11 protein-coding genes are annotated in these 12,114 nt (G+C 58.4%); 8 read left to right on the top strand and 3 right to left on the bottom strand.

Going from position 1 to position 12,114, the window contains the following annotated elements; translation table 11 throughout:
- Positions 1-168: 168 nt before the first annotated feature.
- Positions 169-1,194: a phosphate acetyltransferase gene (gene pta, locus B5G28_RS13230; protein ID WP_087249553.1), complete on the bottom strand. Its 1,026-nt coding sequence runs from the start codon at positions 1,192-1,194 to the stop codon at positions 169-171.
- A 259-nt stretch (positions 1,195-1,453) separates the two neighbouring features.
- On the opposite strand from pta, the gene B5G28_RS13225 reads away from it, so the two are divergent.
- From B5G28_RS13225 to B5G28_RS15100, 3 genes are all read left to right on the top strand, one after another.
- Complete coding sequence (locus tag B5G28_RS13225; RefSeq protein WP_087249551.1) at positions 1,454-2,146, top strand: AzlC family ABC transporter permease; 693 nt, start codon at positions 1,454-1,456, stop codon at positions 2,144-2,146.
- On the top strand, positions 2,143-2,469 hold the full coding sequence (locus B5G28_RS13220; RefSeq protein ID WP_087249549.1) for a branched-chain amino acid transporter permease: 327 nt from the start codon (positions 2,143-2,145) through the stop codon (positions 2,467-2,469). The genes B5G28_RS13225 and B5G28_RS13220 overlap by 4 nt, the downstream gene beginning before the upstream one ends.
- A 119-nt stretch (positions 2,470-2,588) precedes the next feature.
- Positions 2,589-2,897, top strand: a complete 309-nt coding sequence (locus B5G28_RS15100; RefSeq protein WP_087249547.1) for a hypothetical protein — start codon at positions 2,589-2,591, stop codon at positions 2,895-2,897.
- A gap of 816 nt (positions 2,898-3,713) precedes the next feature.
- Here the strand turns inward: B5G28_RS15100 and B5G28_RS13205 are convergent.
- Both B5G28_RS13205 and B5G28_RS13200 read right to left on the bottom strand, forming a co-directional pair.
- On the bottom strand, positions 3,714-4,931 hold the full coding sequence (locus B5G28_RS13205) for an AI-2E family transporter (protein WP_087249545.1): 1,218 nt from the start codon (positions 4,929-4,931) through the stop codon (positions 3,714-3,716).
- A 184-nt stretch (positions 4,932-5,115) separates the two neighbouring features.
- On the bottom strand, positions 5,116-5,895 hold the full coding sequence (locus B5G28_RS13200) for an alpha/beta hydrolase (RefSeq protein WP_087249555.1): 780 nt from the start codon (positions 5,893-5,895) through the stop codon (positions 5,116-5,118).
- A gap of 163 nt (positions 5,896-6,058) precedes the next feature.
- Between B5G28_RS13200 and B5G28_RS13195 the strand changes: the two genes are divergently transcribed.
- The 5 genes from B5G28_RS13195 (at position 6,059) to B5G28_RS13175 (ending at position 11,964) form a co-directional block, all read left to right on the top strand.
- Positions 6,059-6,628, top strand: a complete 570-nt coding sequence (locus B5G28_RS13195) for a uracil-DNA glycosylase (RefSeq protein ID WP_087249543.1) — start codon at positions 6,059-6,061, stop codon at positions 6,626-6,628.
- A 170-nt stretch (positions 6,629-6,798) separates the two neighbouring features.
- The gene (locus B5G28_RS13190) at positions 6,799-7,800 is read left to right on the top strand and encodes a hypothetical protein (RefSeq protein WP_242967626.1); all 1,002 of its coding nucleotides are present in this window, start codon (positions 6,799-6,801) and stop codon (positions 7,798-7,800) included.
- Positions 7,801-7,871: 71 nt separating this feature from the next.
- Entirely contained in the window at positions 7,872-10,409 is a 2,538-nt protein-coding gene (locus tag B5G28_RS13185; protein WP_087249540.1) for an ATP-dependent DNA helicase, read from the top strand.
- Positions 10,410-10,479: 70 nt separating this feature from the next.
- Positions 10,480-11,430, top strand: a complete 951-nt coding sequence (locus B5G28_RS13180) for an RluA family pseudouridine synthase (RefSeq protein WP_087249538.1) — start codon at positions 10,480-10,482, stop codon at positions 11,428-11,430.
- Positions 11,431-11,499: 69 nt separating this feature from the next.
- Entirely contained in the window at positions 11,500-11,964 is a 465-nt protein-coding gene (locus tag B5G28_RS13175; RefSeq protein ID WP_087249536.1) for a zinc ribbon domain-containing protein, read from the top strand.
- Positions 11,965-12,114: the final 150 nt, after the last annotated feature.

Here is a 12,114-nt window from a genome sequence, read left to right as displayed (position 1 = left end):
CGCAGAATTAAGACAAAACTAAAGGGCTTGCCGCCTGCTATTCACAGACAACAAGCCCTTTCGGCTGCTTAAACAATTTTTGCTTTCAAATATTGTCTAACTTTTTGGGGTCACTTCAGAGGAGAACCGGGCGGCTTTCCTATTGTTTTGAGTGCGGACGAAAACCTGTTAGGACTGGCAGGCAGTGATCAGGCTCATCTTGTAGACCTCGTCGGCGTTGCAGCCGCGGGACAGGTCATTGATGGGGGCGTTCAGGCCCTGCAGGATGGGGCCATAAGCGGCATAGCCGCCCAGACGCTGGGCGATCTTATAGCCGATGTTGCCGGCCTCGATGCAGGGGAAGATGAAGGTGTTGGCCTGGCCAGCCACCTTGCTGCCCTTGCACTTGGTCTGAGCGACCTCGGGCGAGACGGCTGCGTCGAACTGCAGCTCGCCGTCGATGGCCAGGTCGGGAGCCAGAGCCTGAGCCTTGATGGTGGCGTCGTGGCTCAGAGCCACGGTGCCGCCCTTGCCGGAGCCCTTGGTGGAGAAGCTCAGGACGGCGACCTTCGGGTCGATGCCGAAGATGGCAGCGGTCTTGGCGGTCTCGACAACCACCTCAGCCAGCTTGTCCGCAGCGGACAGCTTGACCTCGCCGGTAGCCTTGTCCACAGTGTCCTGATAGTCGATGTTGATGGCGCAGTCGCCCATGGCGATCCGCTTCAGGCCCTCATCGCCCCAGTCGCGGTCCAGAATGAAGCAGGAGCTCACCAGGTGAGCGCCCTTCTTGGTCTTGATCAGCTGCAGAGCGGGACGGACGGTGTCGGCGGTGGAGTAGGTGGCGCCGCCCAGCAGGCAGTCAGCCTTGCCCATCTTGACCAGCATGGTGCCGAAGTAGTTGGACTTCTTCAGCAGGCTGGCGCACTCCTCTGCGGTCATCTTGCCCTTGCGCAGCTCGACCATGGTGCTGACCATCTCGTCAAAGCCCTCATAGGTATCGGGGTCGATAATCTCAGCGCCCGAAATATCAAAGTTGCCTGCTGCAGCCGCTGCCTCACACTCAGCCTTGTTGCCGACCATGACGACGTTCAGGACCTTCTCGGCCAGCAGCTTGCTGGCGGCCTCCAGAATGCGGGGGTCGCTGCCCTCAGTGAAAACGATGGTCTTGGGGTTCGCCTTCAGCTGCTCTACCAGCGGCGCAAACATATCTGCCATTTTGATTACCTCCGATAACGTTGCCAAATTTCACTTCCTGTGTTGGACACAAGAAGCTCTTTCTCTCTTATTTTAACACAAGGCGCTGAAACTTCAATACGCAATTCGGATTTTCTATGAAATTTTACGCCTTTCTTCCTCCGGATTCCCCATCCTCCGGCCCGGCGCTCCCTTGACAGATCCCCGGAACCGTTGCAAAATAGGAAATACCGCCCCGGGCATCTCATGTCCGGGAGCTCAGAGGAAAGAGGGAATCAGGATGAAACGCAAGGCGCTGAAAGCCGCTCTCCCCTACACGCTGCCCATCTGTGTCGGCTTTTTGTTTTTGGGGATTTCCTACGGCTTTCTGATGCGGAGCAAGGGGTTTTCGTTTGTCTATCCGCTGTGCATGAGCCTGTTTATCTTTGCGGGGTCCATGGAGTTCGTCACAGTGGAACTGCTGCTGTCGGCCTTCAACCCCCTGCACGCCTTTTTGCTGGCGCTGATGGTCAACGCCCGCCATCTGTTTTATGGGCTGTCCATGCTGCAGAAATACCGCCGCACCGGCTGGAAAAAGTTCTATCTGATTTTTGGGATGTGCGACGAGTCTTTCTCCATCAACTGCACCGTCACCCCGCCGCCGGATGTGGACCGGGGATGGTTCATGTTCTTTGTCACCCTGCTGAACCACATTTACTGGGTGACCGGCGCCACCCTGGGGGCGCTGCTGGGATATGTGATCCACTTTGACACCACCGGCATCGAATTCGTTATGACGGCCCTGTTTGTGGTCATGTTCATCAATCAGTGGGAGGAGTCTAAAGACCACCGGCCCGCCCTGGCAGGGCTGGGCTGTTCGCTGGTCTGCCTGCTGGTTTTCGGCAGCAGTTCCTTTATTGTGCCGGCCATGGCGCTGATTGTCCTGAGCTTCCTGCTGGGCCGCCGCAGTCTGGAACGGGAGGTGGACCAATGACCACCACACAGAGCATCCTCACCATTGCGGCGGTGGTGCTGGCCACCATGCTGACCCGGTTTCTCCCCTTTCTGGTTTTCCCTGAGGGGAGAAAGCCGCCTGCCGCCATCACCTATCTGGGCACCGTCCTCCCCTACGCCGTCATCGGCCTGCTGGTGGTCTACTGCCTCAAGGATGCCGTGTTCACTTCCTGGCACGGCCTGCCGGAGCTGATCGCCATTGCCTTTATCGTAGTACTGCACAAGTGGCGGAAAAACACCCTGCTGAGCATTGCAGCGGGAACCATCCTGTACATGGTTCTGGTCCAGAACTTCTTCCGATAAGCCGTCAAGCCAAAGAAAAAGCGTACCACCGGCCCGGTTTGAACCGCTCCAGTAAAAGTAGACAATGAAAAAAGAAGGCCTCCTGTGGTAGAATAAAACTACTACAGGAGGTTTTTGCTATGCCCAGAAAATACAGCCACATTCAGGAACACGAGAAGGAAATAATAGAGCTTCGCAGCCAGGGAATGACTCTGCGTCAGATTGGAGAGAAGCTGGGATTCACATATAAGGAAATGCGTGGATTTCTTTCCCGATACAATCGAAAGCAGCGAAAACTTGCAGCGGGAGTTCCCCCAAAACCCAAGGGACGACCCAGGAAAGGCGAAGTCCGGGAGCCAAGCATTGCAGAATACAAATATGAGATCGAACGCCTGAAAATGGAGAATGAGCTGCTGCGGGATTTTCTGCGGTCCACAGAAAGGGAGTGAGAGCTAGAGCAAAATATGAGGTAATCTATCGTCATGGAGAGAAGTATCCGGTTTGCAGGATGTGCAAGTTCTTTGACGTTTCCCGGAGTGGGTACTACGCCTATACCCACAATCTGAACCGTCCAGATCCAAACCAGGCAATCATAGACCGGATTGCCCAGCAGCAGAAGAGGTGCAAAAATACATATGGCTATCGCCGGATGCATCTGTGGCTGGACAAAAACGGCTGTCACAGGAATCCCAAAACGATTCTCAGGATTATGAAAACCAACGGTTTGCTGTCTGAAATCCGCAGACGCAGGCAGTGGAAGCAGCTGGGGCAGCAGATTCACAGGTATGAGAATCTGCTGAATCGGGATTTCCATACAGAAAGACCAAACAGCAAATGGGTCACCGACATTTCTTATATCCATACAGAGCAAGGTGTCCTGTACCTGTCCATGATCCGGGATTTATACGACAACAGCATTGTGGCCTACAAGACTGCAGCCCAGCAAACGGTGAATCTGGTGCTGGACATCATTCGCCTTGCCATGAAGAAAGAGAAAGTCGCTGGGGAGTTGCACCTCCACAGCGACCAGGGCTTTCAATATACCTCACACGGATATTTTAAGCTGACTCAATCTTACGGCATTACGCCTTCCATGTCAAGACGCGGAAACTGCTATGACAACGCAATGGCCGAAAATTTTTTCGGTATCCTGAAAACAGAATGCATCTACCGCCAAAAGTACCCCTTGCAGGCCTCTTTTTTGTACTGTCCGCACAATATGGGGCGGTTCAGTTCGGGCACACGGTACGCTTTTTTGTTATGGGTTACGGCTGGTTGTTTTCCGCGTTTTCCTCGAGGGTGGTTTCGAGGGTTTCTTCCAGGATGTCGTTCAGGTTGTCGCTCTGTTCGGCCTCCTGGGCGGCTTTCTTGCGCATCCGGTCGATGCGGGCGTTGACGGTTTCTTTCAGGAGGATATAGACTACCGCCATTACCGGGATGAAGAAGATCATGCCCAGAATACCGAAGGCCTCGCCGCCCACCAGAACAGCAATCACGGTCCACAGGGGTTCCAGGCCCACCGAGCTGCCCACCACGCGGGGGTAGATGAACTGGTTCTCAATGAACTGAACCACCTGATACACCACCAGGCAGAGAATGGCCTGCAGGGGGTTGACCAGAAGGATCAGCGCCACGCCAATGCCGCAGGAGATGAAGGCGCCCACATACGGCACAAAGGCACAGACGGCGGTCAGCACCGCAATGAGGCTGGCATACGGGATGCGGAACAGGGACAGCGCAATGAACATCAGCACGCCCAGCACCACAGCCTCCATGGACTGGCCCGACAGGAACTTGCCAAAGGCTTCCCGAACCAGGATGCCCACATGGTAGATCTGGTCCGCCACCGGCTGCTTGACAAAGGCGTAGAGCAGCTTTTTGGTCTGGCGGGAGAGGTTCTCTTTGTCGATGAGGATATACAGGGCAATGACCAGAGAGAACAGCGCGGTGCCCAGCACCGAGACGGTAGCGGTCACAGCCCCCACCAGGGTGCCCAGCATGCTGGTGGCGCCGTTGATCATCTGACCGGCCAGCTCCTTCAGGTCGATGGAGGCCAGCTGCTGTTCCAGCATGGTGGTGTCGATGCCCAGGCTGTAGAGATAATCAATCCAGCCGGGCAGGCTGGCCTGAATCTGAAGAATGACGCTGGAAATGGATTTTTGCAGCTCGGGGATCAGCATCAGAACCACGATGGCCACAACCACCACCATGCACACAAAGGTCAGCAGCAGGCTGAGAATCCGCAGCGCCTTGCCCGACTTCTCGGGGTGACGGCGGTAAAAGATCTTTTTCAGCAGATTTTCGATGCCGCACATGGGCACATTGAGCAGAAAGGCCAGGATGCCGCCCACCAGAGCCGGGGTGCACAGCCCCAGAAGCCCGTACACCCAGCGGATCACCGTGTTGAAATGCGTCAATCCAAAATAAAAAGCAATGCCTCCAAAGACAAGGAGCGCTGCGAAACGTTGTTTTTGTTTTTCCATCCCAATACTCCTGATGTTTCTTGCAAAGGGGTTCCGGCACCGGCGCGGGGCCCGGCGCACTGCGGTTTCTTTTTCATTATGCACGGATTTCGGGTACAGGTCAATAGATTAAATCCAACTTTTGTCTAAACTATGGCGGTTTTCTCCGGCCTTTGGGGGCGATTCCAAGGGCTTTGACGGTTCTTCACGCCTTCCCTTCCAGAAACGGCAGCGCCGCCTGGAGCCACTCTTCCGGCAGGTACACCGACAAATACCCGTGGCCATAGCCCTTGGCCTCCCGGATGGTGCAGGACGGCACCATGGACTGGAACAGCTGCGCCGACCGTTTGACGCACTTCATTTCTTTCTCGCCGTACCAGTACATGACCTGGGCCCGGGTGTTTCGGATGCTGTCCTTGAGCCGGTAGTGCATCATATAGGTGCGGTACATGGTATAGAGGGTTTCCATCGGCAGGCGGGGCATATCCTCCATGTAATGGGCCTGGATTTCCTCGGGGTAGCACATTTTTTCCGGCAGCGTTCTGGGCATCAGGGCAAGCTGCCAGCGGCAGGCCCGCTGGCTGAACATCCACCGTCCAAACAGGCGCACCGATGCAATACAGAACCGGCCCAGGGCCGGCTGCGGGATGCAGAGACTGCCGTCGATGATGGCCTTTTGGGCCAGATCGGCCCTGCGGGACAGAAGCTCCATCACAATCTGGCCGCCCAGCGACACACCGCACAGGGCAAACAAGTGCCCGCCGCAATAGCTGTCTATATATTCCAGGATCTGGTCGGCGGTTTTCTCGGTGGAGACATACGGGGTGGCAAACTCCTCCCCGTGGCCGTCCAGAGTGGGGAGGATCACATGGTAGCGGGGCGACAGGGCCCGGGCCTGCCGCAGGTAATTCCACCACGCATTTCCGCCGCCGTGAATCATCAGTATGTGGGGCAGACGCTTGTCCCCGAAGGTATGAAATTTCACCCGGTTCATCCCCCTTTTTATGGTTTTGGGCTGGCTGTATTGTACCACAGCCGGCGGAAGGCTGTACAGAGGCAGCCGGCTCAAAACTTTTGAGGACAAAGCACCGGTTTTGTGCTATAGTATAACTACAAGTCCAAGATTCACCGGAAAGGAAGTGCGCTTCATGGATCTTTCTACCCTGCAGGCCCAGTGCCTGACCTGCACCCGCTGCCCCCTGTGTCAAACCCGGAAGCACGTTGTCTTTGGACAGGGCGTGGAAAACGCCGAGGTCCTGTTTGTAGGCGAGGGCCCCGGCCAGAGCGAGGACGAACAGGGTCTGCCCTTTGTGGGACGCAGCGGCCAGCTGCTGGACAAATACCTGTTTGCCATCGATCTGGACCGCACCAAAAACTGCTATATCGCCAACATCGTCAAGTGCCGGCCGCCCCAGAACCGCGACCCGCTGCCCGACGAGAGCGAGGCCTGCATGCCCTGGCTGCGGGAACAGTTCCGGATTCTGCGGCCCAAAATCGTGGTATGCCTGGGCCGGATTGCGGCCCAGCGGATGATCCGGCCCGGCTTTTCGGTGACCAAGGAGCACGGCATTTTCACCGAAAAGGGCGGCGTCGCCTTTATGGGCACCTTCCACCCGGCCGCCCTGCTCCGTCAGCCCCAGAACAAACCCGCCGCTTTTGAGGATTTTACCGCCCTGCGGGACAAGATCCAGGAAGTGTGCGATCACACCTATCTCTGAACGCTTTGTGCTTCTGAGTGGCATTCCGCCTCGCTTTTGCATACCTTGTGCCAAAAGCGAGGTGTTGTACTATGGAAGCAAAATGTCCGCAATCTGTCGATTTCTTTCTCGGCACCACCACACCGGCGGGGTTCCACGGGTATTTCCAGGAGCTCGGGCAGGAGCCGGGGATGCAGCTCTATCTGATCAAGAGCGGCCCCGGCTGCGGCAAATCCACCATGATGAAGCAGCTGGCTCAGCTTTCGTCCAGGCCTGTTCAGCGCATCCACTGTTCCAGCGACCCGGACAGCCTGGACGGCGTGGTATTCTGTGACAAAAAAGCCGCCATCCTGGACGCCACCGCTCCCCATACCATAGAGCCGCTGGCTCCCGGCGCCGATGAAGTGGTGATCAGCCTGTATCACACCATGTCGGTGGAGGATCTGCACCCTCATCGGGAGGAAATCCGGGCCCTCTTTGCCCGGAATGCGTCCCTACGCAGCCGGGCCGCCCGGTATATCGCGTCGGCGGGCAGTCTGCTGCTGGACAGCCGCCGTGCCGAGGCCTGCAGCACCGATTTTGAGAAGGCCCGCCGGTACGTCAAGCGTCTGTGCGCCCGTCTGCTCCCCCGCCAGAACGGCCCCGGAAGCGAGCAGATTCGTCTTCTCTCGGCCATCACTCCCCAGGGACCGATTTTCTATACCGATACCATCCGGGCGCTGGCCGACCGGGCGGTGGTATTCCGGGATGAATATGGCGCGGCCTCCCGTTTCCTGATGGAGCAAATCCACGACGAAGCCCTGGCCCGGGGATATGAGATCATCACCTGTCCCTGTGCGCTCCACCCGGAGGAGAAGATCGACCACATCCTGATCCCCTCCCTGCAGCTGGCGTTCCTCACCGACAACAGCTGGCATCCTGTGGCCCTGCCCGGCCAGCAGTCGGTCCGCTGCACCCGGTTTTTGGACCGGAGCAACCTGTCCGGGTTCCGGGCGCGGCTGCGGTTCAACTCCCGGGCTGCGCAGGAGCTGATCCAGCAGTCCACCGCCCTGATGGCCAGCGCCAAGAGCTGCCACGACGAACTGGAGAGCTACTACCGGGCGGCGGTCAACTTTGAGACGGTGGAGCAGATCACCCGGGACTGCGCCCGTGTTCTGGGACTGGACCAGACCCAGCTTGTGCCCAAAGTCTGACCTGCAAAAACAAAAAGCTCCCGGCCTGCACAGGCCAGGGAATCACAAATCAATCCATGTGAGGTGAAACCATGCAGGAGGTACGTCTGGCGGTCCGCCAGCTGGTGGAGTTTCTGCTCCAGACCGGAGACATCGACAGCCGCTTTGCCGGATTTGACCGGGCCAACGAAGGGGCCCGCATCCACCGCAAACTTCAAAAGCAGGCAGGCGACGGCTACCGGCCCGAGGTGTTCCTGTCCGGCACGCGGGATGTAGAGGGCATTCGCTACACCGTCGAAGGCCGAGCCGACGGGATTTTTGTGGACGGCGAGGAGCGGACCGTCATCGACGAGATCAAGACCACCGGCGTCCCGCTGCAGGAGATCACCGAGGACCTCAACTTCTGCCACTGGGCCCAGGGGATGGTGTATGCTGCCATCTACGCCGACCAAAACGACCTGTCCCACATTGATGTGCGGCTGACCTATTATCAGATTGATGATGACAAGATTATATACTTTACGCGTCATTTTGTGCGCGATGCACTGGAAGATTTTTTCCTGGGGCTGCTGAAAGAGTATGCTCCCTGGGCCCGGCGCCAGCTGGACTGGGCCGAGAAGCGCCGGGCCAGTCTGCTGGATTTGCAGTTTCCTTATGACCAGTACCGGCCCGGGCAGCGGGCCCTTGCCGGGGAGGTTTACCGAGCCTGCCGCACCGGCCGGGAGGCCGGAAAAGGCGGGTTCCGGCTGTTCTGTCAGGCCCCTACCGGAACCGGCAAAACCATGAGCGCCCTGTTCCCCGCCATGAAGGCCATGGGGGAAGAAAAAGGTGAAAAGTTATTTTACTTTACAGCTAGAAATACCGCACGGACAGCCGCTGAAAGCGCTGTATCCCTGCTGCGCCAGGCCAATCCCGGCCTGTCCTTCCGATCGGTGACCTTCACCGCCAAGGAGAAGGTGTGCCTGTGCAAGAACGAGGCGGGCCGCCCGGTCTGTCTGCCCGAGGTCTGCCCTTTCGCCAAGGGTTACTACAACCGGGTCAAGACCGCGCTGGCCGATTTGCTGGATGGCGGCGGCCAGCTGGACCGCCCCGCCATCGAGGCTGCTGCTCGCCGGCATACCGTCTGCCCCTTTGAGCTGGGTCTGGACCTCAGCGACTGGTGCGATCTCATCATCGGGGACTACAACTATCTGTTTGACCCGACGGTTCATCTGCGGCGCTTTTTTGAGCTGAACGGGGACTGGGTGTTTCTCATCGACGAGGCTCACAACCTCCCCGACCGGGCCCGGGAGATGTACTCGGCTTCCTTCGCCAAGAGCGACATCACTGAGGCTAAGCGGGCCCTGCTCAAGGGAAAGAACTCTCTCAAACGGCATCTGATCCGGACAGACAAAGAACTGCTGGCCCTGCGTCGGGCCTGTGAAGCGCTCGCCCCGCGGCGGGGCGCCGCTGCCGTCCCCGGTTCCGAGACCATGACGCCGCAGGTTCAGCAGATGGGACTTTTCGATGAACCTGCCGTTAAGGCCGCCACCGGGTCTGAATCATCCGAAGCCCCTTCCCTGCTACCTGAGCCGATTTATGCGCAGGACGGGACCGTCTTCTTCAAAGAGCTGCCGCCGGCCCTGGTACGGCCTCTGCTGGGGCTTCTGCCAGCTCTCCAGGACTGGCTGGAGAAGAACTCCGAGGACCCAGCCCACGAGACGCTGCTGGACCTCTACTTTGGGCTCCACGATCTGCTCCGCACAGCGGAACGCTATGACGACCACTACGTCACCCAGCTCACCGCCCACGGGAGCGACTTGACCATCCGGCTGCTCTGTCTGGACCCTTCCACCTTTGTGGACGACAGCCTGGCCTGCGGCCGGGCATCGGTCCTGTTCAGCGCCACCTTGATTCCTCCTGGCTACTATAAGAATGTGCTGGGCTGCGGCAGCGCCCGAGCGGTGGCGTTGGAAAGCCCCTTCCCCGCCGAAAACCTGGGTCTCTACTGTCTGCCCGGCATTTCCACCCGCTACCGTCAGCGGGAGGCCAGCGTCCCGGCCATTTCGGATGCGCTGGCCGCGCTGGCGGCGGGCAAGGTAGGCAACTACCTGGCCTTCTTTCCCAGCTATGCCTATCTGCGGCAGGTCTACGCCGATTTTTCCGCCCGCTACCCGCAGATCCGCACCATCGCCCAGGAGAGCGGCCTGGACGACGCCGGGCGGGCCGCTTTTCTGGAACACTTCTCCCCTGACCCGACCGAGACCCTGCTGGGATTCGGGGTGCTGGGCGGCGTCTTTGGCGAGGGCGTAGATCTGGCCGGCAGCCGCCTGATCGGCTGCGCCATTGTAGGCGTTGGGCTGCCCCAGGTCAGCCCGCGGCAGGAAATGCTCCGCCGCTATTTTGAGGAGAAGGACGGCAGCGGTTTTGACTATGCCTACCGCTTCCCGGGGATGAACAAGGTCTTGCAGGCGGCGGGCCGGGTCATCCGCACCGAGACCGACCGCGGCGTGGTGCTGCTTCTGGACGACCGCTTCACCCAGGAGGGATACCGCAGACTTTTCCCGCGGCACTGGGCCCACATCCAGTATCTCTCCGGCACCGACAGCCTCCGGCGGGCGCTGGATGATTTCTGGGGCCCAGAGCCTTGACAGAACGCCGTCCCATCGGCTACAATGATGCCGTAATTGTTGAATGTACCATGGCTATGGAGGAATTTTCTTGAAGATACTCAAAGTGAAATGTCTGGCCCCCACCCGGCTGGACCATTACCTGATGCAGCAATATCCCGCCCTCAACCCCGGCCGCCTGAACAAGGCCCTGCGGGAAAACAAAATCAAGCTCAACGGCAAAAAGCAGCCCCTTTCCACCCGCGTGATGGCCGGGGACGAAATCAAGCTGTTCATTCTGGACGATCAGTTGGACGACAGCCGCGACACCGCCGGTCCCGCCTGGAAAAAGGCCCGCTGCCCCGCTGAAGTGGTCTACAACGGCCCCCAGCTCCTGGTGGTCAACAAGCCCGCCGGTCTGGCAGTGGACGGCCCTGAGAACGACACCCTTCTCAACCGCGCTCTGCTCTATCTGAACAGTCAGAACGAGTACAGCGAGGAGAGCCTCTACCAGCCCTCCCTCTGCCACCGGCTGGACACCGGCACCAGCGGCCTGGTCCTGATCGCCAAGACCCCGGAGGCCGAGCAGATTCTGCTGGAGGCCATCCGGGAGCGAAAGGTCCAGAAAACCTATCTGTGCGTCACCTTTGGCCGGCCCATTCCCCCGGAAGGGATGCTGGGCGGCTGGCTGCTGAAAGATGCGGACATGGGCAAGGTCCAGATTCTGTCCGAGAAGCGCCCCGGCGCCAAGGAAGTCTGCACCGAATATGAGACGGTGGCCGTCTCGGGACGGCTGGCCCTGCTGAAGGTTCGGCTGATCACTGGCCGGACCCATCAGATCCGGGCCCACATGGCCAGCATTGGCTGCCCCATTCTGGGAGACAGCAAGTACGGCAACAACGCCGCCAACCGGGAACTGCGGCTCAAATACCAGGCTCTGTGCGCCTGGGAGCTGGTTCTCCCCTCCTTCACCCAGCCCATTCTGGCTGACCTCAGCGGCAAGGTGTTCCACGCACCCCGGCCCTGGTATTACGGCCAGATTCTGGACGGAACCCTGAAATAATTTCAGGGCAACAGTCTGTTGCTTGGCGCGGTTTGGGAAGTATGATACACTCTCCATGAGGTGATCGCTATGGAGACCAAAGAGATTATCCTGGAGCTGCGGACCAGGCACGGTTTGACGCAGGAAGATCTTGCAGAAAAATTGTATGTAACCCGCCAGGCTGTTTCCCGGTGGGAGACCGGAGAAACCCTCCCCAACACAGAAACACTCAAGCGGTTGTCCATGTTGTTTGATGTTTCGATCAACACCCTTTTAGGCTCACCGCAAAAGCTGATTTGCCAGTGCTGCGGTATGCCGCTGGACGACAGCTGCATCAGCCGGGAACCAGATGGTTCTTTCAATGAAGCCTATTGCAAGTGGTGCTACACCGACGGAAAATTCGCTTACACAAGTCTCGCGGAACTGACAAATTATCTTGTAGAGCACATGTCCAACGAATCCTGGCCTCCGGAGCAGGCCAGAGCCTTTTTTGAGGTTCAGTTGGCAAAACTGCCCTACTGGCAAGACCGGCAGACCGGCCACTCCGAGCCTTAAAACAGCCCAAACGCCCCTTTGTGCGGCCAAACTGAACCGCCCCAGTAAAAGTAGACAGTGAAAAAAGAAGGCCTCCTGTGGTAGAATAAAACTACCATAGGAGGTCTTTGCTATGCCAAGAAAATACAGGCACATTCAGGAACACGAGAA

It is taken from the genome of Faecalibacterium sp. An77, assembly GCF_002161315.1.
Taxonomy (GTDB): Bacteria; Bacillota; Clostridia; order Oscillospirales; family Ruminococcaceae; genus Faecalibacterium.
Note: the sequence above shows the minus strand (reverse complement) of the source record. Positions and strands in the feature narration are given on the sequence as shown.

Coding starts and splice junctions, on each gene's coding strand:
- B5G28_RS13225 (WP_087249551.1), top strand. CDS start 1,454: ATGAAACGCAAGGCGCTGAAAGCCGCTCTCCCCTACACGCTGCCCATC.
- B5G28_RS13220 (WP_087249549.1), top strand. CDS start 2,143: ATGACCACCACACAGAGCATCCTCACCATTGCGGCGGTGGTGCTGGCC.
- B5G28_RS13175 (WP_087249536.1), top strand. CDS start 11,500: ATGGAGACCAAAGAGATTATCCTGGAGCTGCGGACCAGGCACGGTTTG.
- B5G28_RS13190 (WP_242967626.1), top strand. CDS start 6,799: ATGCAGCTCTATCTGATCAAGAGCGGCCCCGGCTGCGGCAAATCCACC.
- B5G28_RS15100 (WP_087249547.1), top strand. CDS start 2,589: ATGCCCAGAAAATACAGCCACATTCAGGAACACGAGAAGGAAATAATA.
- B5G28_RS13185 (WP_087249540.1), top strand. CDS start 7,872: ATGCAGGAGGTACGTCTGGCGGTCCGCCAGCTGGTGGAGTTTCTGCTC.
- pta (WP_087249553.1), bottom strand. CDS start 1,194: ATGGCAGATATGTTTGCGCCGCTGGTAGAGCAGCTGAAGGCGAACCCC.
- B5G28_RS13195 (WP_087249543.1), top strand. CDS start 6,059: ATGGATCTTTCTACCCTGCAGGCCCAGTGCCTGACCTGCACCCGCTGC.
- B5G28_RS13205 (WP_087249545.1), bottom strand. CDS start 4,931: ATGGAAAAACAAAAACAACGTTTCGCAGCGCTCCTTGTCTTTGGAGGC.